Origin of the sequence: Streptomyces vinaceus, assembly GCF_008704935.1 — a bacterium.
Taxonomy (GTDB): Bacteria; Actinomycetota; Actinomycetes; order Streptomycetales; family Streptomycetaceae; genus Streptomyces; species Streptomyces vinaceus.
This window is the reverse complement of record NZ_CP023692.1, coordinates 5,663,482-5,682,827: the sequence shown is the minus strand read 5'-3', so window position 1 is coordinate 5,682,827 and position 19,346 is coordinate 5,663,482. Positions and strand designations below refer to the sequence as shown.

Here is a 19,346-nt window from a genome sequence, read left to right as displayed (position 1 = left end):
CGATCTCCCACAGGGCCTCGGTACGGGCTCTGTCGAGTCCCTACAGAAAGATGTAGGCACAAGAGCCCCGAGCGCGACATGATCGAGGCGACCGGCCCCGACCCCGGGAGGACTACCGTGCCCCATTCCATCGACGCGGCCTTCACCGCGCTGCCCTTGCGGGCGCTCGCCGACGCGGCGCTCGCCCGGGCCCGCGCGCTGGGCTGCGACCATGCCGACTTCCGGCTCGAACGGATCCGCAGCGCCTCCTGGCGGCTCCGGGACGCCAAGCCCTCCGGCAGTTCCGACACCACCGACCTCGGGTACGCGGTCCGCGTCGTGCACGGCGGCAGCTGGGGGTTCGCCTCCGGGGTGGACCTGACCATGGACGGCGCCGCCAAGGTGGCCTCGCAGGCCGTGGCGATGGCGAAGCTGTCCGCGCAGGTCATCAAGGCCGCGGGCTCGAACGAGCGGGTGGAGCTCGCCGACGAGCCGGTGCACGCCGACAAGACGTGGATCTCGGCGTACGACGTGAACCCGTTCGAGGTGCCGGACGCGGAGAAGGCGGCCCTGCTCGCCGACTGGAGCTCGCGGCTGCTGGCCGCCGACGGGGTCGCGCACGTCGACGCCTCGCTGCTCGCCGTCCACGAGAACAAGTTCTACGCGGACACCGCCGGCACGATGACCACGCAGCAGCGCGTACGGATCCACCCGCAGCTCACCGCGGTCGCCGTGGACTCCACCACCGGCGAGTTCGACTCGATGCGCACCATCGCCCCGCCGGCCGGCCGCGGCTGGGAGTACCTGACGGGCACCGGCTGGGACTGGGACTCCGAGCTGGAGCAGATCCCCGGGCTGCTCGCCGAGAAGATGCGGGCGCCGAGCGTCGAGGCCGGCCGCTACGACCTGGTCGTCGACCCGTCCAACCTCTGGCTCACCATCCACGAGTCCATCGGCCACGCCACCGAGCTCGACCGGGCGCTGGGCTACGAGGCGGCGTACGCGGGGACCTCCTTCGCCACCTTCGACCAGCTGGGCAAGCTCAAGTACGGCTCCCCCGTCATGAACGTCACCGGTGACCGCACCGCCGAGCACGGGCTCGCCACCGTCGGCTTCGACGACGAGGGCGTCCAGGCGCAGAGCTGGGACCTGGTCAAGGACGGCACCCTGGTCGGCTACCAGCTGGACCGGCGGATCGCGAAGCTCACCGACCTGGGCCGCTCCAACGGGTGCGCCTTCGCCGACTCCCCCGGGCACGTGCCCGTGCAGCGGATGGCGAACGTCTCGCTCCAGCCGGATCCGGGCGGACTGTCCACCGAGGACCTGATCGGCGGGGTGGAACGCGGGATCTACGTGGTCGGCGACCGCTCGTGGTCGATCGACATGCAGCGCTACAACTTCCAGTTCACCGGGCAGCGGTTCTTCCGGATCGAGAACGGCAAGCTGGCCGGACAGCTGCGCGACGTCGCCTACCAGGCCACGACCACCGACTTCTGGGGCTCGATGGAGAAAGTCGGCGGCCCGCAGACGTACGTCCTGGGCGGCGCCTTCAACTGCGGCAAGGCCCAGCCGGGCCAGGTCGCGGCCGTCTCGCACGGCTGCCCGTCCGCGCTGTTCCGCGACGTGAACATCCTGAACACCACGCAGGAGGCCGGCCGATGAGCGCTCACCGTCGCCACCGGATCTGCCGGGGGTCCGGGGGCTGCCCCCCGGGACGACACCGTCTGAACACCACGCAGGAGGCCGGCCGATGAGCCGTACGAGTCCCCACGAGATCGTCGAGCGCGCGCTGGAGCTGTCCACCGCCGACGGCTGCGTCGTCATCGCCGACGAGCAGTCGACCGCCAACCTGCGCTGGGCGGGCAACGCCCTCACCACCAACGGCGTCACCCGCGGCCGGACCCTCACGGTCATCGCCACGGTCGACGGCAAGGACGGCACGGCCTCGGGGGTCGTGTCGCGCTCCGCCGTGACCGCCGAGGACCTGGAGCCGCTGGTCCGCGCCGCCGAGGCGGCCGCCCGCGGCGCCGGCCCCGCGGAGGACGCCCGCCCGCTGGTCACCGGGACCCCGGCCTCGCCGGACTTCACCGAGGCCCCGGCGGAAACCTCCTCGGCGGTGTTCGCGGACTTCGCCCCGGCCCTCGGCGAGGCCTTCGCCCGGGCCCGCGCCGGCGGCCGGGAGCTGTACGGCTTCGCCAACCACGAGCTGGTCTCCACGTACGTCGGCACCTCGACGGGCCTGCGGCTGCGCCACGACCAGCCGAACGGCACCCTGGAGCTCAACGCCAAGTCCCCCGACCGGCAGCGCTCGGCCTGGGCCGGCCGCTCCACCCGGGACTTCAAGGACGTGGACCCGACCGTGCTGGACGCCGAGCTGGCCGTACGGCTGGGCTGGGCCGAGCGGAAGATCGACCTGCCCGCCGGCCGGTACGAGACCCTGCTGCCGCCCACGGCCGTGGCCGATCTGCTGATCTACCAGATGTGGTCCGCGGCGGCCCGGGACGCGGTCGAGGGCCGGACGGTCTTCTCCAAGCCCGGCGGCGGCACCCGGCTCGGCGAGAAGCTCTCCCGGCTGCCGCTGACCCTGCGCAGCGACCCGGCGGCGCCGGGCCTGGAGTCCGCGCCGTTCGTGATCGCGCACAGCTCGGGCGACGACGCCTCGGTCTTCGACAACGGGCTGCCGGTCCCGGCCACCGAGTGGATCCGCGAGGGCGAGCTGGCCCGGCTGACCACGACCCGGCACAGCGCCGCCATGACCGGGATGCCGGTCGCGCCGGGCTTCGGGAACCTGATCCTGGACGGCGGCGGCGACCGCTCGCTGGAGGAGATGGTGGCCTCCACCGAGCGGGGTCTGCTGCTGACCTGCCTCTGGTACATCCGCGAGGTGGACCCGGCGACGCTGCTGCTCACGGGCCTGACCCGGGACGGGGTCTACCTGGTGGAGAACGGGCAGGTCGTCGGCGAGGTGAACAACTTCCGCTTCAACGAGTCGCCGGTGGACCTGCTGTCGCGGGCCTCGGAGGCGGGCCGGACCGAGCAGACCCTGCCGCGCGAGTGGAGCGACTGGTTCACACGGGCCGCGATGCCCGCGCTGAGGATCCCCGATTTCAACATGAGCTCGGTCAGCAAGGGCGTCTGACCACCTAGACTGAGCCTTTGGCGTGACGCATTTCCCCATGTGAAGGAGTCGAGAGACCGTGACGGACATCGTCGACGAACTGAAGTGGCGTGGGCTCTTCGCCCAGTCCACCGACGAAGAAGCGCTGCGCAAGGCGTTCGCGGACGGTCCGGTCACCTTCTATTGCGGCTTCGACCCGACGGCGGCCTCCCTGCACGTGGGACACCTCGTGCAGGTGCTGACCGTACGCCGGCTCCAGCAGGCCGGGCACCGGCCGCTGGCGCTGGTCGGGGGGGCGACCGGCCAGATCGGCGACCCGCGGCCCACCGCGGAGCGGACGCTGAACGACCCGGAGACGATCGCGAACTGGGTGAACCGGCTGCGCGGCCAGATCGAGCCGTACCTGTCCTTCGAGGGCGAGAACGCCGCGGTCATGGTGAACAACCTGGACTGGACGGCGGGCATGTCCGCCATCGAGTTCCTGCGGGACATCGGCAAGCACTTCCGCGTCAACAAGATGCTGACGAAGGACTCGGTCGCCAAGCGGCTGGAGTCCGACCAGGGCATCAGCTACACCGAGTTCAGCTACCAGTTGCTCCAGGGCATGGACTTCCTGGAGCTGTACCGGCGCTACGGCTGCACCCTCCAGCAGGGCGGGTCCGACCAGTGGGGCAACCTGACCGCCGGTCTCGACCTGATCCACCGCCTGGAGCCGCACGCCGAGGTGCACGCGCTGGCGACCCCGCTGATGGTCAAGGCGGACGGCACCAAGTTCGGCAAGACCGAGGGCGGGGCCGTCTGGCTCGACCCGGAGATGACCACCCCGTACGCCTTCTACCAGTTCTGGCTGAACGTGGACGACCGGGACATCTCCACCTACATGCGGATCCTGTCCTTCAAGTCCCGCGAGGAGCTGGAGGAGCTGGAGGCGCAGACCGCCGAGCGGCCGCAGGCGCGCGCCGCCCAGCGGGCGCTGGCGGAGGAGCTGACCACCCTGGTGCACGGCGCCGGCCAGTGCGCGGCCGTGATCGCCGCGTCGAAGGCGCTGTTCGGCCAGGGCGAGCTGGCGGACCTGGACGAGGCCACGCTGGCCGCGGCCCTGTCCGAGCTGCCGCACGTACGGGTGGCCGAGCCCGGCCTGGTGGTGGACCTGCTCGCCGAGACCGGGCTGGTGGCGAGCAAGTCGGCGGGCCGGCGGACCGTGAAGGAGGGTGGCGCCTACGTGAACAACGCGAAGGTCACCGCCGAGGACGCGGTCCCCGCCAAGGAGGAGCTGCTGCACGGGCGCTGGCTGGTGCTGCGCCGCGGCAAGAAGAACCTGGCGGCGGTCGAGGTCACGGGCTGACGCCTAGGGCCTGACGATCGAGCGCGGCGGAGGGGCCGGTACGGACGGGACGTCCGGCCGGCCCCTCCGTCGTGCCGCCCCTCAGGTCATCTGCTTGCTGCCGCCCTTGAGCGACTTGTAGACCATCTCACCGAGAGCCACGATCAGCACCGCTCCGGCGAGTTGCAGCAGGTGCCGGGTCCAGTCGATGCCCTTGGTCTCCCCGACGCCGATCCACACCGCGACGGCGTTGCCCAGGATGCCGCCGGCGATGCCGCACAGGGTGGTCAGCCAGAGGGGCTGGTGCTGCTTGCCCGGCAGGATGGCCCGGGCAATGAGGCCGAGCACGAAACCGACGATGATCGCCCACAACCATGACATGTCGAGCCTCCTCGTGGCGCGTTGTGCGCATGTGGGCCCAGTCTCGACCCGTACGGCGTACTGCGCATTTCGGACGGCCCCATTCGGGGGACACCCCCTCTCCTCCCCGCGGAGCGGGCGGCGTACGGTGGGAGGGTCCGGACCGGGGTGTGTCCGGCGGGTGAATCGGGCGGTGGAGCGTGGAGCGGAAGAAGCGGAACGGGGCCCAGGTCTTCCGGATCACCGGAGCCCGGATGAGCCTCGACGAGGACGTGCGGGGACGGCAGCGCCGGTACGTCATCTCGATGGCGATCAGGACGCTCTCGGTGCTCGCCACGGTGATCCTGTGGAACGTGGAACGTCACGTGGCGATCGTGACGCTCATCGCCGGCGGGCTGCTGCCGTACGTGGCGGTGGTCATCGCCAACGCGGGGCGCGAATCGACCCCCTCGCTGCCCTCGCACTTCATCCCGTCACCTGTGCGTCCGGCACTGGACGCGGGAAACCTCAAGAAAAGCTCAGATCAATCATGAAGTTCCGGTGCACCGCACCGGGTCCTGCGTGACATACTGCCTACGCGCTCCGCATCCCCCGTCGGAGCGACGGACCGACGCCGGGCAGCTCCCCCCGTGGCTGCTCGGCGTCGCCTTTCCGTGGCAGGGGTTTGTAGGGTTGAGGCGTGAACTCCCCTGACTCCCCCGGCTCCACCCCGCCCCCCTCCGACGCCGCGACGCCCGCGCCCTCCTGCTCCGCCAAGGGCTGCCGCGAGGCGGCCGTCTGGGTCCTGGCGTGGAACAACCCGAAGCTGCACACGCCGGAGCGCCGCAAGACCTGGCTGGCGTGCGAGGAGCACCGGGAGCACCTCTCCCAGTTCCTGGGAGTGCGCGGGTTCCTCAAGGACGTCGTGAAGCTCGACGAGTGGGTCCAGCCGGAGGGCTCGGAGCGCCCGTAGCGGCCGGCGTCGGCCGCCCGTCGTCGGGCGCCCGACGACGGCTGCCGGTCGTCGGCCGTCAGCCGCCGATCGCGGACATCGGGCGGTCGGGCTGGAGGAAGGACGGGTCGTCGAGTCCGGACCCGGCCTTCTTGCCCCACATCGCCACCTTCCACAGGCGGGCGATCTCCTCGTCCGGGGCCCCGGAGCGCAGCGCGGCGCGCAGGTCCGACTCCTCGGTGGCGAACAGGCACGTACGGACCTGGCCGTCGGCCGTGAGCCTCGTACGGTCGCAGGCGCCGCAGAAGGGGCGGGTGACCGAGGCGATGACGCCGACGGTGGCGGGTCCGCCGTCGACCACCCAGCGCTCGGCGGGGGCGGAGCCGCGCTCCTCGGCGCCTTCCTCGGTGAGGGTGAAGCGGGTGCGCAGCGAGGCCAGGATGTCACCGGCGGTGATCATGCCCTCGCGCTTCCAGCCGTGCTGGGCGTCGAGCGGCATCTGCTCGATGAAGCGGAGCTCGTACTCGTTCTCCACGGCCCAGGCGAGCAGGTCGGGGGCCTCGTCCTCGTTGAGGCCCGGCATCAGGACGGCGTTGACCTTGACGGGGGTCAGGCCGGCCTCGCGGGCCGCGGCCATGCCGTCGATGACGTCGCGGTGGCGGTCACGCCGGGTGAGGGTCTTGAAGACCTCGGGCCGGAGCGTGTCCAGCGAAACGTTTACCCGGTCCAGCCCGGCGGCCTTGAGCGCCTGCGCGGTGCGCTTGAGGCCGATGCCGTTGGTGGTCAGGGACATCTGGGGGCGCGGCTCCAGGGCCGCGCACTGCTCGACGATCCCGACCAGGCCGGGGCGCAGCAGCGGTTCTCCGCCGGTGAAGCGGACCTCGGTGATCCCGAGCTGTGTGACGGCGATCCGGATCAGCCGGACGATCTCCTCGTCGGTGAGCAGATCGGACTTGCCGAGCCACTGCAGGCCTTCTTCGGGCATGCAGTACGTGCAGCGCAGATTGCACCGGTCGGTGAGCGAGACGCGCAGGTCAGTGGCCACGCGGCCGTAGGTGTCCAGAAGCATTTCGGGCCCCCTCCCTGTCCGGTCCATAGAGACGTTCGCGCCACTTCGGGTAAACGCCCGGCGCTGTATTCGAGCCTACGCGACGGGTGTGACGCGTAGGGATGCCCAAATGAACGAGACGCGGCGTGGCCGCGTCGTAGAGAAGTACGACGCGGCCACGTTGGGTGCTCGGCTCATGTCACATGAGCACGGTGTCAGTGCGCGCCCGTTCCCGTAAGGGAGCGGACCTCAAGCTCCGCGAACTTCTGGGGGTCGGCCTGCTCCTTGGACAGGACGGTGCCGAGCCAGCCCAGCAGGAACCCGAGCGGGATGGAGACGATCCCGGGGTTCTCCAGGGGGAACCAGTGGAAGTCGACCCCCTTGAACATCGAGGTCTTGTCGTTGCCGGACACGACGGGTGAGAAGAGCACCAGGACCACGGACGAGATCAGGCCGCCGTAGATCGACCAGAGGGCGCCCCGGGTGGTGAACCGCTTCCAGAAGAGGCTGTAGAGGATCGTCGGGAGGTTCGCCGAGGCCGCGACGGCGAAGGCGAGGGCGACCAGGCCCGCGATGTTGATGTCCCGGGCGAGCGCGCCGAGGACGATGGCGACGGCGCCGATGACGACGGTGGACCAGCGGGCCGCCCGTACCTCCTCCTTCTCGGTGGCCTCGCCCTTGCGGATCACGTTGACGTAGATGTCGTGCGCGAAGGAAGAGGAGGAGGCGAGGGTCAGGCCGGCGACCACGGCGAGGATCGTGGCGAAGGCGACCGCGGAGATCACGGCGAGCAGGATCGCGCCGCCGGTGGAGTCGGCACCGCCGCCGACGGCCTGGGCCAGGAGCGGGGCGGCGGTGTTGCCGGACGGGTTGGAGTCGGTGATCTCCTTGGGGCTGAGCAGGGCGGCGGCGCCGAAGCCGAGGGCGATCGTCATCAGGTAGAAGACGCCGATGATGCCGATGGCCCAGTTCACGGACTTGCGGGCGGCCTTCGCGGTGGGCACCGTGTAGAAGCGGATCAGGATGTGCGGCAGGCCGGCCGTGCCGAGGACCAGCGCGAGGCCCAGGGAGATGAAGTCCAGCTTCGAGGTCCCGGTGATGCCGTACTTGAGTCCGGGTTCCAGGAAGGACGAGCCCTTGCCGCTGTTCTCGGCCGCTTTGCCGAGCAGGTCGGAGACGTTGAAGTTGAACTTCCACATCACCAGGAAGGTGATCAGCAGGGCGCCCGCGATGAGGAGGACGGCCTTGACCATCTGGACCCAGGTGGTGCCCTTCATGCCGCCGATGGTGACGTAGAGGATCATCAGCACGCCGACCAGCGCGACGATGGCGATCTGGCCGCCGTCACTGGTGATCCCGAGGAGCAGGGAGACCAGTACGCCGGCGCCGGCCATCTGGGCCAGCAGGTAGAAGATCGAGACCACGATGGTGGAGGTGCCCGCGGCGGTGCGTACGGGGCGCTGGCGCATCCGGTAGGCGAGGACGTCGCCCATCGTGTAGCGGCCCGAATTGCGCAGCGGTTCGGCGACCAGCAGCAGGGCCACCAGCCAGGCGACCAGGAAGCCGATGGAGTACAGGAAGCCGTCGTAGCCCTTGAGGGCGATGACGCCGGCGATGCCGAGGAAGGACGCGGCGGACATGTAGTCGCCGGAGATGGCCAGGCCGTTCTGGAAGCCGGTGAACTGGCGGCCGCCCGCGTAGAAGTCGGCGGCGTCCTTGGTCTGGCGGCCGGCCCAGATCGTGATGACGAGGGTGGCGACGACGAAGAGACCGAACAGGGTGATGATCAGCGGCCGGTGCTCGGTGGCGCCCGCGGCCACGTTCGCCGCGAGGTGGGCGGGGAGGGTGCCGCTCATTCGCCGGCCTCCATCCGCGCCTTGATCGCCGCGGCCTTCGGGTCCAGCTTCGAGGCGGCGTGCCGGGAGTACAGCCAGGCGATGAGGAACGTCGTCGCGAACTGGGCGAGGCCGAACACGAGGGCGACGTTGATGTTGCCGAAGAGCTTGGTCCCCATGAAGCCGCCGGCGTAGTTGGACAGGAGGACGTAGAGCAGGTACCAGGCGATGAAGGCCACGGTGAGCGGGAAGGCGAAGGAGCGGTAGGAGCTGCGCAGTTCGGCGAACTCGGCGCTCTGCTGGACGGCTGCGAACTGTTCTGCCGTGGGGCTCGCCGTGGGCGTTCCCGCACTGCCGTGCGGCGGCGCTGCTTCGGTGGTCACGGGGGGCTCTCCTTGTGACGCGGGTGCGGTGGGGACGACGGACAAAACAACCTCCGTGTGGGGGGACGGTGGCGCTGATCCCCCCTTGTCAACGGCACGTACGGCGCGTCGGGACGGTTCAACACCCGTTGATTCTTCGGATGATTCTTCGGAATCCGATTTCGTCGAACTGATGGCGGAAAGTAGATCGCCGGCACTAGGTTCGGTTGTCATGGACCCGCCGTCCGACGCGACCCCGCGCGGACGGCTCTTTCACGGATGATGTGGAGAACCCATGGCTCATCTGGGACCCGGCCGCCGGCGTATCGCCGTTCCGGTCGGCCTGGCGCTCACCGCCTCGCTCGCCTTCCTGCCCTCGGTCGCGGCGTCCGCCGCTCCGCTGGGCAACACGGCGGACACGGCGGTCGCGGCGAAGCCCGACACCACCGGCCCCAAGCTCTCGTACGTCGCGAACCTGACCACGTACGCCTCGGTGAAGGCCGCGAAGAAGGCCGTCGAGCGGGCCGGCGGAACGGTGGTGACGTCCTATGAGCAGATCGGGGTCGTCGTCGCACACTCCCAGAACCCGGACTTCGCCAAGCAGCTGCGCGCGCAGCGCAGCCTGTTCGTGTCGGTCGGCGCCACCCGGACGGCCCCCCTCCAGACGGTCGCGACCACCGAGGAGGGCACGACGCAGAAGCTCAGCGCCGCGGACGCCGCCAAGGCCGCGGCGAAGGCCACGGACGGTCAGGAGCCGCTGGAGCCCAACCAGTGGGACCTGCGGGCGATCAAGGCCGATCAGGCGCACAAGATCAACGATGGCAGCCGGAACGTCACCGTGGGTGTCATCGACACGGGTGTCGACGACACCCACCCGGACCTCGCCCCGAACTTCTCCAAGGGCCAGTCGGCCAACTGTGTCGGCGGCGTCGCGGACACCACGGACGGCGCCTGGCGCCCGTACCCCGACGGCAGCGACCACGGCACGCACGTGGCCGGGACCATAGCGGCCGCGCGCAACGGCATCGGCGTCGCGGGTGTCGCGCCGGGCGTGCAGGTCGCGGCGATCAAGGTGAGCGAGCCGGGCACCAGCCTGTTCTTCACCGAGGCGGTCGTCTGCGGCTTCATGTTCGCCGCCGAGAAGGGGATCGAGGTGACCAACAACAGCTACTACGTCGACCCCTGGCTCTACAACTGCAAGGCGGACGACGATCAGAAGGCGCTGGTGGAGGCCCTCGGCCGGGCGACCAAGTACGCCGAGCGCAAGGGCGTGCTCAGCGTGGCCTCGGCGGGCAACTCCAACCACGACCTGGCGTCGAACGCCATCGTCGACGACACGAGCCCGGACGACGCCACCCCGGTCCCGCGCACCATCGACCCGCACGTCTGCCTGGACATCCCCACCCAGCTCCCGGGTGTGGTGACGGTGAGCGCGACCGGCGACCAAGGCCTGCGGTCGTACTACTCCAGCTTCGGTCTGGGCGTGGTCGACGTCGCCGCCCCGGGCGGCGACAAGTGGCAGGTCCCGGCCACCCCGGACGCCAACGGCCGCGTGCTGTCGACGCTGCCGGGCGGCGGCTACGGCTACAAGCAGGGCACCTCGATGGCCGGACCGCACGTGGCGGGCGTGGCGGCGCTGCTCAAGAGCGCGCACCCGAAGGCCACGCCCTCGCAGCTCCAGGCCATGCTGAAGGCCCAGGCCACGAAGGTGGCCTGCCCGGAGAAGATCTACGACGCCGCCGGCGCGCTGGTCGACGCCGCCACCTGCCAGAGCAAGTGGGGCCAGACCGGGTACTACGGCTACGGCGTGGTGGACGCGCTGAAGGCCGTGAAGTGAGCGGGGCGAACGCCTGAAACGGGAGGGGCCGGACCGGGGATGTCCCCGGTCCGGCCCCTCCCGCCGTTCAGGACCTTCAGGGCTTGATGAGCACCTTCAGCGCGCTGCGGTCGTCCATGGCGCGGTAGCCGTCCGGGACCTCGTCCAGGGACACGGCGCGGTCGAAGACGGGCGCCGGGTCGATCGCCCCGCTGAGCACGTCCTCCAGCAGCTCCGGGATGTACGCGCGCACCGGCGCGACGCCGCCGCGCAGGGCGATGTTGCGGTCGAACATCACGCCGAGGTCCAGGCCGGTGCCGCTGCCGTGCGGGACGCCGACGTAGCCGACGGCCCCGCCGTCACGGGTGATGTTCACGGCGGTGCGCATGGACTGCTCGGTGCCGACGGCCTCGATGACCGCGTGGGCGCCCTGGCCTCCGGTGAGCTCGCGGACCGCGGCCTCCGCGGCCTCCCCGCGCTCGGCGACGACGTCGGTGGCCCCGAAGAGCTTGGCGATGTCCGTACGGGCGGTGTGGCGGCCCAGGGCGATGATCCGTTCGGCGCCCAGGCGCTTGGCGGCGAGGACACCGCACAGGCCCACCGCACCGTCGCCGACGACGGCCACGGTGGAACCCTTGCGGACGCCGGCGCCCAGGGCGGCGTGGTGGCCGGTGCCCATGACGTCGGAGAGGGCGAGCAGGCCGGTCAGCAGGTGGTCGTCGGAGACGGCCTCGGCGGGCAGCTTCACGAGGGTGCCGTCGGCGTGCGGGACCCGGACGGCCTCGCCCTGGCCGCCGTCGAAGCCGACCGAGCCCCAGAAACCGCCGTGCACGCAGGAGGTGTACAGGCCCTCGGAGCAGTAGTCGCAGGTGCCGTCGGACCACATGAAGGGGGCGACGACGAGGTCGCCGGCCTTCAGGCCGGACACGGCCGGGCCGGTCTCCTCGACGACGCCGAGGAACTCGTGGCCGATGCGCTGGCCGGGCTGGCGCGCGGCCTCGCCGCGGTAGGCCCACAGGTCGCTGCCGCAGATGCAGGCACGCAGGACGCGGACGACGGCGTCCTCGGGGCGCTGGATCGCAGCGTCGGGCACCTCCTCCACGCGGATGTCGTGCGGGGCGTGGATGACGGTGGCGCGCATGGGTGTGCAGCCCTCCGGATCAGATGGTTCAGTCTTGTATGACGTTCCTACCGTACGCCTGCGTCGGAGTGAGTGTCCCGGTGGCCAGCAGGTACTGCGCGGCGGCGTAGGTGGCCATGATCCAGAAATCGGGGCGGGGCAGCTGGGGCCAGTCCGCGACCCCGGTGGCGATCAGGGTGTCGGAGAGCAGGAACAGCGCTCCGCCGAGGCCGGCCCGCAGGCCGAGCGCACTGGAGCGGTAGGCCATGGCGGTGAGCAGCAGGCTGTACCCGGCGACCGGGATGCGCAGGTCTGCCGGCAGGTCCGCCCAGAGCAGCGCGACGGTGCCGGTGAGGGCGAGGGCGTACGCGGCCCCGAGCGCGGGGTGCGTCCTGCCCCGGCCGAAGAGCACGAGGTAGCAGACGTGCCCCGCGGCGAACGAGCCCATGCCGATCAGGAAGGCGGGGTCGGCGTCGAAGAGCAGGGCGAGGTCCCCGCCCCACCCGAAGAGCAGGGCGGCGACCAGCAGGCGGGGCGCCTTCCGGGTGATCACGTACGCGACGAGCAGCGGCATCAGCAGCGGCTTCGCGAGGACGTGCCCGAGGTGCCAGCCGGCCAGCAGCGAGCCGAGGTCGAGGGCGGTGGCGAGGGCGAAGGCCGCGAGCAGGGCGCGCCCGGCGGCCCCGTCCCCTTCCGGTACGGCCCGCGCCCAGGAGGGCGTACGAAGGGCCCGGGACTCGGTGTCGCTCACGCGGCGCGCTCCGAGGTCTTGCCGGCGGGCTCGGCGGGAGCGGCCGGAGCGGCGCTCCCGGCGGGGGCGGCGGGCTCGGCGGGAGCGGCGGGCTCGGCGGGAGCGGCCGGGGCGGCGCTCCCGGCGGGGGCGGCCGGGGCGGCCGGGGCGGCCGGCTGCCAGCCGGGCCCGCGGAAGACGCGCCCGGCGCGCTCACGCCAGCTGCGGGCGGCGCGGATGTCACGCGCGATGGCCGCGTACTCGTGGGTGGCGACGCGCAGCGGGTTGTAGGTGCCGATGTTCTTGGTGAGCCCGTAGACCGGCTTGTCGGTCTCCCCCACCCAGGAGCCGAACATCCGGTCCCAGACGATCAGGATCCCGCCGAAGTTGCGGTCCAGGTAGCCGCCCTGTGAGGCGTGGTGGACGCGGTGGTGGGAGGGGGTGTTGAAGACGTACTCGTAGGGCCGCGGGAGCTTCCCGATGCGCTCGGTGTGGACCCAGAACTGGTAGAGGAGGTTGATGCCGTAGCAGAACGGGATCGCGGCCGGGTGCACGCCGACGGCGACCATGGGCAGGTAGAACCACCAGGTGGTGGCGCTGGTCCAGGGCTGGCGCAGGGCGGTGGTGAGGTTGAAGTTCCGGCTGCTGTGGTGGACGACGTGGCAGGCCCACAGGATGCGGATGACGTGGTGGAGCCGGTGCTGCCAGTAGTAGAGGAAGTCCTGCACCAGCAGCATCAGCAGGACGGTCCACCACAGGAACGGCACGCGCAGCGGGGTCAGTTCGTAGACCGCGGTGAACACGGCGACGACCGGGATCTTCCACAGCAGGTCGAAGCCGATGCTGCCGATCCCCATGGCGACGCTGGTCGCGGCGTCCTTGGTGTCGTACCCGGCGGCGTCCTCGTCGGGATGGAGGCGGTAGCTCACCACCTCGATGACGGTGAGCAGTACGAAGGCAGGTATGGACCACAGCACGACATCGGGCAGGTTCGGCATGCCCGCACCATAGAGCGGGTTCGGGGGCTCCGCCAGGGGTTGTTACCGATCGGTATCCATCGGGGTTACCGGCGGTTCACGCGATAATCTCCGGGCCAAGGGGAGGGCGGGGGATGACGGGCTTCGAGACGGTGGTCCTACGGGTGGCGGGCACGGCGGCGGGCGCCCTGGTGAAGTCCCTGCTGAGCCGGTCCCCGGGGGCGGGCCTGGCGGCGGACCCGGCCGCCCCGGCCCCGCGCTGGCGCCGCCCGGCGGAGCTCGGCGACCCGGAGATCCGCCGCCTGACGCAGGCCCTGGCGTCCCGCATGGGCCCGGCGTGCGGATCACTGCCGGAGCACGAGCGCCTGGCGGCGCTGGACGCGGTCGCGGACGCCTTCGCCACGCTCGGGCCGCTGACTCCGGAGTCGCTGTTCGCAGTGGACCTGGACCCCGCGGCCCTGGCGGCCACCCTCCCGCCGCCCCCGCCCGGGCTGAGCCCGCCGGCCGGGGCGCTGTACGGGCGCCTGATCCGCCTGTGCTGCGCACACGCGGTGGAGTACGTGACGACCCTCCCGGCCTTCGGCGCCCGGACGGACGTGGAACTGGTGCGCCGGACCGGCGAGTTGGGGCGGGCGCTGGACCGGCTTGCGGACCGCTCGGACGGGGCGGCCCACGCCTTCGAGGAACGCTACGCGCGGTACGTCGCCGAGGCCCACGGGCGACTTCAGCTGTTCGGCGTGACCACCGGCCGGGCGCGCCAGGAATGGCCCCTGGACCTCGCGTACATCAGCCTCGCGGTGACCGGCGAGCAGGAGCTGATGCCGGGCGGGCCCGGGACGCACCAGACCTCCGTCAGGGCGGAGCAGGCGCTCGGCACGGCGGAGCGGGTCCTGCTGCGGGGCCCGGCGGGGTCGGGCAAGAGCACGCTGGTGCAGTGGCTGGCGCTGAACGCCGCCCGGCAGGCCGAGGGGCCGTGGAGCACGTGCGTACCGTTCGTGCTGCGCCTGCGCTCCTTCACGTCGGCCGACGCCCTCCCGCTGCCGGAGGAGTTCCTGCGGGCCTCGGGCGTACCGCTGACGGCTCCGCCGGGGTGGGTCGAGGAACTGATGGCCTCGGGGCGGGCGTTGGTCCTGGTGGACGGCGTGGACGAGGTCCCGCAGCGGCTGCGCACCCGCACGGAGGCGTGGCTGCGCTCGCTGATCACCGCGTTCCCGAAGGCGCGGTACGTGGTGACGACCCGGCCGTCGGCGGTCCCCGAGAGCTGGCTCGCCGGTCAGGGGTTCGCCCCGCACTCGCTGCTGCCGATGGAGCGGGAGGACGTACGGGCCTTCGTCAGGCACTGGCACGCGGCGGCCCGGGCGGAGGGCCAGGAGGTGGACGCGTACGAGGCTTCGCTGCTGGAGGCGGTCGCCGGCCGCCGCGACCTCGGCCGGCTGGCGACGAACCCGCTGATGTGCGCGCTGCTGTGCGCCCTGAACCAGGACCGCCGCATGCAGCTGCCGCGGGCGCGGAAGGAGCTGTACGACGCGGCGCTGGACATGCTGCTGGTCCGGCGCGACACCGAGCGGGAGATCCTCGGCGTCGAGGGTGTGTACCTCACCCGGGAGGAGCAGATCGCGCTGCTCCAGCGGTTCGCGTACTGGCTGATCAGGAACGGCCAGGTCGAGGCGGTCCGGGAGGAGGCCGTGGAGATGGTGGGCGAGTGGCTGGACGCGATGCCCCAGGTACGGGCCGATGCGGAGCAGGTCTTCTCCCACCTGCTGATCCGCAGCGGACTGCTGCGCGAACCGGTCCGGGGCTCCGTGGACTTCGTCCACCGCACCTTCCAGGACTACCTGGGCGCGAAGGCGGCGGTGGAGGCCAGGGACTTCGGCGTGCTGGTGAAGAACGCCCAGGACGACACCTGGGACGACGTGGTCCGCATGGCCGTGGGCCACGCCCGCCCGGACGAGCGGGTCCGCATCCTGCGGGGGCTGCTCCGCCGGGCGGACAAGGTCAAAGGCGCCCGCAACCGCCTGATCCTGCTGGCGGCGGCCTGCCTGGAACACGCCCCGGAACTGGACCCGGCCGTGCGCGCCGACGTACAGGAGCGCACGGCGCGCCTGCTGCCGCCCCGGACCCGCGGTCAGGCGGAGGAGCTGGCCAAGGCCGGCGAGCTCGTGCTGGAACTGCTGCCCCTGGACGACGATCTCGGCGAGGACGAAGCGGAGGCGATCGTCCGCACGGCGGGGCTGGTCGGCGGGGTGCGCGCCCTGGAGATCATCGCCCGGTTCCGGCGGGACAACCGCCTGAACGTGGCCTACGCCCTGGCGGACAGCTGGGGCCGGTTCGATGCGGGCGAGTACGCCGACGCGGTTCTCTCGGCGGCCCCGATGTCCGGTGCGAGCCTGCTGGTGAGCACCGGGGAGCAGTTGGCCCAGGTCGGACGGCTCACCCAGGTGAAGAGGATCAACCTGCACTGGGCCCCCGGCCTGCCCGAGCTGGTCGGACGGCGCCCGGACCTCGAATGGCTCTTCGTCTACCGCAACGAAGGCCTCGGTGACCTGTCCCTGCTGGCGCCGCTCGACCGCCTGGCCTTCCTGGGGCTGTCCCTGTGCCCGAACGTGACCGACCTCGCGCCGCTCGCCGGGCTGCCGCTGCGCGAGCTCAGCCTGGTCGGCCTGCCGGACCGCGTCCCCTTGGAGCCGCTGCGCGAACTCGGCCTGGACACCCTGGCCCTGGGCTGCCGGACGTCCGCGGACCGGGTCGGCGATCTCCCGCTCCCGGAAGGGCTGCAGACCCTCCACCTGCTCCGGGGAGCGGAGGGCCTGTCACTGGAGGGTCTGGACCGCTGGACCGGGCTGCGGTCACTGGCGGTCACCGGCGACGGCCAGGCCGACGAGCTCGCCCGGGTCGCCAAGCCCGCGCTCACGAGCCTGACCGTCACCGCCGCGGCACCGGACCTCGCCCGGCTGCCCCGACACGATCGGCTCACCGCCCTGTCGCTGAACCAGTGCTCCGTCGGCGACCTCGCTCCACTGCGGGCCCTGCCCGGCCTGAGGAACCTCATGCTGAACCACTGCGGGGAGACCCACGACCTCAGTCCGCTGTCCGGCCTGGACGGGCTCACGGTCACGGTGTTCGGCACCGCGGAGGTCACCGGTGCCGAGGGCATCCCGCCGGAGCGGCTCAGGCTCCGACGGCCGTGAGCCGCCCCAACGGGCCGGCGGGCTACCAGATGCGGACCGAGCCGCCTCGGGCGAAGGCGGGGCTCGTGGCCTGCGGGGGGATCGTGTCCAGGGGCTCCGCGATCTCCGCGACCGTCGGGCCGTGCTTGGCCGCGACCGCGTCCAGCAGGGCCAGGTCGAAGCCGTAGACGCGGGCCGCGTTGCCGCCCACCATGGCGGTCACCTCCTTCCTCGGGAGGCCCGCGTAGGCGATGCGGAGGCCCTCGCGGGAGAACGGGGTGGTGCCCTCGTCGTGGGGGTAGTCGCTGCCCCACATGATCTTGTCGAGGCCGATCCGGTCCCGCAGCGGGACCTCGTGCGGGCGCATGAAGCTGGCCCCCACGAAGCAGTTGTCCCGCCAGACCTCGCTCGGGCCCTTGCCCATCGACTCCGCCAGGCCCGCCCCGAACTTCGACTCCGCCGTCGCCGAGGCCGCGACCAGGCGGCCGTGGTAGTAGTCCAGCATGTCGAGCACGCCCGGGATCCACCCCGAGCCCTGCTCGGTCAGGACCAGCTTCAAGCCCGGATGGCGGCGGAAGGCGCCGCCGAAGACCAGGTGCCACAGGGCCCGGTGCGAGAACCAGGTCGTCTCCACCATGAAGACGGCCCGCGCGGCCGGCTCGTCCCCGAGCGGCGGTGACGCCGAGCCGCCGTGGTGGTTGACCGGGACGTCCAGCTCGTCGCACACCGCCCAGATCGGGTCGTACGCCGACGAGTACAGCTCGGGCACCGTCGAGCCCGGCGGGACGCCCGGCAGCAGGATGCCGCCCGTGAGGCCTGCCTCCCGCGTGCGGCGGATCTCCTTCACCGCCGCGTCCACGTCGTTGAGGAGGATCTGCACCACGCCCGCCCGCCTGCCCGGCGCGTCGGCGCAGAAGTCCGCCAGCCAGCGGTTGTGCGCCTGGAGCCCCGCCCAGCGCATCGCGTACTCCTCGGCCGTCGGCGGCTGCGCCATCAGCGAGGCCTTCGGGAAGAACGGCGGGATGGTGTTGGGGAAGACCACCTCCGCCACGATGCCGTCCGCCTCCAGCTCCGAGAGCCGGCGCGCCGAGTTCCAGTTGCGGTCGGCGGTGTCCGCGAGGAGGTCCTCGTACGGGTTCACGTACGTGGCGGCCCAGGCGTCGAACTCCTCGTGGTACCGCTTCTCCAGGTACGGCCTGTAGTCCAGCAGGTCCGCGCCCGCGTGGCAGTCCGCCGAGATGACCGTGTACCGGTCCCGGTCCTCGTCCGCGTCCGTGTCCGTCATCGGGTCACCCCCAGGGCCGGGAAGTCCTCGCCCGTCAGCCAGTGGCGGCCCGTCTCCCGCGAGCGGGCCCACGAGGCCTCCACCGCGGCCTGGTCGGCCGGCTGCCCCAGCTCCGCCGGGGTCGGGCCGATCCGCCGGGCGAGCGGGGCCAGCTTGCGCGTGTCGAAGCCGAAGACGTCCGCCGCCGCCAGGCCCAGCATCCGGCGGGTCTCGCCGACGGGGATGTCGTGGAAGGTGTTCTTCAGCCAGGTCCGGGTGCTCGGCCAGGTCCCCTCGGGGTGCGGGAAGTCCGAGCCCCACAGGATGTTGTCCACGCCGATCTCGTAGCGCTGGGCGAGCTCGCGCCGCTTGGTGTTGGTCGCGCAGATGAACACCTGGCGGTCCAGGTACTCGCTCGGCGGGCGCTTGAGCTCCTCGAACGGCGACAGCTTCTTGCCGCCGTGCGCCCCGAGGTAGAGCCGGTCCATGAACCACAGCTGGTTCGGCAGCCACCAGCAGCCCGACTCGGCGACGCCGAACTTCAGCCCCGGGTGCCGCTCGAAGACCCCCGACCAGAGCAGGAACCACAGCGGGCGCGAGGGCCACCACGTGACTTCGGAGACGAAGATGCCCAGGTGGTCGCCGTACTCGTGGCGCGGCGAGGATCCCGAGTGGGTGACGATCGGCATCCGCGTCTCGGCCGCCGCCGCCCACACGGGGTCGTAGCGGCGGTCGTGGTAGGGCGCCTTGTCCACCCACATCGCGGGGATCATCAGCGCGCCGAGCCCGGACTCCTTGGCCCGGTACACCTCGGCGACGACCTTCGCCGGTTCGCCCGTGATGGGCAGCAGGGCGACCCCGCAGTGCCGTTCGGGGGTCTCGGAGACGAACTCGGCCAGCCAGCGGTTGTGCGCCTGCGCGCCCGCCATGCCGAGCTCGGGGTCCTGGTCGCCGGAGAGCCCGAGGCCGACCCCGAAGGGGGCGGCGGTCTGGCTGTCCACGGCGTCGGCGTCGGGGAAGACCACCTCGGCGGCGACCCCGTCGCCGTCGAGCTCCTTCAGCCGCTGACCGGTGTCCCAGCCGCCCCGCAGGCCTTCCTCGTGATCGTGGAACCACTTCTCGGCGAAGGCCTCGTTGCGGACGCCGAGCTTCGTGGCCTCGGCGCGGCGGGCGTCGCGCTGGCCGAGGAACTCGTCGAACTGGGGGTGGAAGCGGGAGTCAAGATACGGGCGGTACTGCTCGGTCGGCAGTCCCGCGTGGCAGTCGGAGGAAATGATCAGGTACGGGTCTTCGTACGCACTGCTGTCGTTCAACG

Annotated in this window: 16 protein-coding genes; 7 read left to right on the top strand and 9 right to left on the bottom strand. The window is 71.7% G+C overall.

Annotated elements, in window-relative coordinates:
- Window positions 1-117 precede the first annotated feature (117 nt).
- From CP980_RS25635 to tyrS, 3 genes are all read left to right on the top strand, one after another.
- Complete coding sequence (locus CP980_RS25635) at window positions 118-1,641, top strand: TldD/PmbA family protein (RefSeq protein WP_132760547.1); 1,524 nt, start codon at window positions 118-120, stop codon at window positions 1,639-1,641.
- Window positions 1,642-1,729: 88 nt separating this feature from the next.
- The gene (locus CP980_RS25630) at window positions 1,730-3,118 is read left to right on the top strand and encodes a metallopeptidase TldD-related protein (RefSeq protein WP_132760548.1); all 1,389 of its coding nucleotides are present in this window, start codon (window positions 1,730-1,732) and stop codon (window positions 3,116-3,118) included.
- A gap of 58 nt (window positions 3,119-3,176) precedes the next feature.
- Window positions 3,177-4,442 carry a tyrosine--tRNA ligase gene (tyrS, locus tag CP980_RS25625; RefSeq protein ID WP_099893507.1) on the top strand — a complete coding sequence of 422 codons (1,266 nt, stop codon included), beginning with the start codon at window positions 3,177-3,179 and terminating at the stop codon, window positions 4,440-4,442.
- Between the two features lie 81 nt (window positions 4,443-4,523).
- On the opposite strand, the gene CP980_RS25620 is transcribed toward tyrS, so the two are convergent.
- A complete protein-coding gene (locus CP980_RS25620) occupies window positions 4,524-4,802 on the bottom strand; it encodes a GlsB/YeaQ/YmgE family stress response membrane protein (RefSeq protein WP_099893506.1) in 279 nt (92 codons plus the stop codon).
- Between the two features lie 179 nt (window positions 4,803-4,981).
- On the opposite strand from CP980_RS25620, the gene CP980_RS25615 reads away from it, so the two are divergent.
- The gene (locus CP980_RS25615; protein WP_123515122.1) at window positions 4,982-5,314 is read left to right on the top strand and encodes a DUF3099 domain-containing protein; all 333 of its coding nucleotides are present in this window, start codon (window positions 4,982-4,984) and stop codon (window positions 5,312-5,314) included.
- A gap of 146 nt (window positions 5,315-5,460) precedes the next feature.
- Complete coding sequence (locus tag CP980_RS25610; RefSeq protein WP_132760549.1) at window positions 5,461-5,733, top strand: hypothetical protein; 273 nt, start codon at window positions 5,461-5,463, stop codon at window positions 5,731-5,733.
- 58 nt (window positions 5,734-5,791) lie between these two features.
- Here CP980_RS25610 and moaA read toward each other — a convergent pair whose 3' ends face one another.
- From moaA to CP980_RS25595, 3 genes are all read right to left on the bottom strand, one after another.
- Window positions 5,792-6,781: a GTP 3',8-cyclase MoaA gene (gene moaA / locus CP980_RS25605; RefSeq protein ID WP_229907334.1), complete on the bottom strand. Its 990-nt coding sequence runs from the start codon at window positions 6,779-6,781 to the stop codon at window positions 5,792-5,794.
- Window positions 6,782-6,975: 194 nt separating this feature from the next.
- On the bottom strand, window positions 6,976-8,616 hold the full coding sequence (locus tag CP980_RS25600) for a solute symporter family protein (RefSeq protein WP_150529170.1): 1,641 nt from the start codon (window positions 8,614-8,616) through the stop codon (window positions 6,976-6,978).
- Window positions 8,613-8,978 (bottom strand): DUF485 domain-containing protein, encoded by a 366-nt coding sequence (locus CP980_RS25595; RefSeq protein ID WP_099893501.1) that lies wholly within the window; start codon window positions 8,976-8,978, stop codon window positions 8,613-8,615. The genes CP980_RS25600 and CP980_RS25595 overlap by 4 nt, the downstream gene beginning before the upstream one ends.
- A 274-nt stretch (window positions 8,979-9,252) precedes the next feature.
- Between CP980_RS25595 and CP980_RS25590 the strand changes: the two genes are divergently transcribed.
- Entirely contained in the window at window positions 9,253-10,794 is a 1,542-nt protein-coding gene (locus CP980_RS25590) for a S8 family peptidase (protein WP_132760552.1), read from the top strand.
- Between the two features lie 76 nt (window positions 10,795-10,870).
- On the opposite strand, the gene CP980_RS25585 is transcribed toward CP980_RS25590, so the two are convergent.
- From CP980_RS25585 to CP980_RS25575, 3 genes are read right to left on the bottom strand one after another with little or no spacing between them, the layout of a single operon-like run.
- On the bottom strand, window positions 10,871-11,914 hold the full coding sequence (locus CP980_RS25585) for a zinc-dependent alcohol dehydrogenase family protein (RefSeq protein ID WP_132760553.1): 1,044 nt from the start codon (window positions 11,912-11,914) through the stop codon (window positions 10,871-10,873).
- A gap of 28 nt (window positions 11,915-11,942) precedes the next feature.
- Complete coding sequence (locus CP980_RS25580; RefSeq protein ID WP_132760554.1) at window positions 11,943-12,644, bottom strand: lysoplasmalogenase; 702 nt, start codon at window positions 12,642-12,644, stop codon at window positions 11,943-11,945.
- A complete protein-coding gene (locus tag CP980_RS25575; protein WP_150529169.1) occupies window positions 12,641-13,621 on the bottom strand; it encodes a sterol desaturase family protein in 981 nt (326 codons plus the stop codon). The genes CP980_RS25580 and CP980_RS25575 overlap by 4 nt, the downstream gene beginning before the upstream one ends.
- Before the next feature lie 113 nt (window positions 13,622-13,734).
- Here CP980_RS25575 and CP980_RS25570 point away from each other — a divergent pair, with 113 nt between their 5' ends.
- Complete coding sequence (locus CP980_RS25570; protein WP_150529168.1) at window positions 13,735-16,788, top strand: NACHT domain-containing protein; 3,054 nt, start codon at window positions 13,735-13,737, stop codon at window positions 16,786-16,788.
- 22 nt (window positions 16,789-16,810) lie between these two features.
- Here CP980_RS25570 and CP980_RS25565 read toward each other — a convergent pair whose 3' ends face one another.
- Window positions 16,811-18,052: an amidohydrolase family protein gene (locus CP980_RS25565; protein ID WP_150529167.1), complete on the bottom strand. Its 1,242-nt coding sequence runs from the start codon at window positions 18,050-18,052 to the stop codon at window positions 16,811-16,813.
- Complete coding sequence (locus CP980_RS25560) at window positions 18,049-19,344, bottom strand: amidohydrolase family protein (protein ID WP_132760558.1); 1,296 nt, start codon at window positions 19,342-19,344, stop codon at window positions 18,049-18,051. The genes CP980_RS25565 and CP980_RS25560 overlap by 4 nt, the downstream gene beginning before the upstream one ends.
- Between the last annotated feature and the right edge of the window lie 2 nt (window positions 19,345-19,346).

Coding starts and splice junctions, on each gene's coding strand:
- CP980_RS25565 (WP_150529167.1), bottom strand. CDS start 18,052: ATGACGGACACGGACGCGGACGAGGACCGGGACCGGTACACGGTCATC.
- moaA (WP_229907334.1), bottom strand. CDS start 6,781: ATGCTTCTGGACACCTACGGCCGCGTGGCCACTGACCTGCGCGTCTCG.
- CP980_RS25590 (WP_132760552.1), top strand. CDS start 9,253: ATGGCTCATCTGGGACCCGGCCGCCGGCGTATCGCCGTTCCGGTCGGC.
- CP980_RS25585 (WP_132760553.1), bottom strand. CDS start 11,914: ATGCGCGCCACCGTCATCCACGCCCCGCACGACATCCGCGTGGAGGAG.
- CP980_RS25575 (WP_150529169.1), bottom strand. CDS start 13,621: ATGCCGAACCTGCCCGATGTCGTGCTGTGGTCCATACCTGCCTTCGTA.
- CP980_RS25570 (WP_150529168.1), top strand. CDS start 13,735: ATGACGGGCTTCGAGACGGTGGTCCTACGGGTGGCGGGCACGGCGGCG.
- CP980_RS25600 (WP_150529170.1), bottom strand. CDS start 8,616: ATGAGCGGCACCCTCCCCGCCCACCTCGCGGCGAACGTGGCCGCGGGC.
- CP980_RS25630 (WP_132760548.1), top strand. CDS start 1,730: ATGAGCCGTACGAGTCCCCACGAGATCGTCGAGCGCGCGCTGGAGCTG.
- CP980_RS25620 (WP_099893506.1), bottom strand. CDS start 4,802: ATGTCATGGTTGTGGGCGATCATCGTCGGTTTCGTGCTCGGCCTCATT.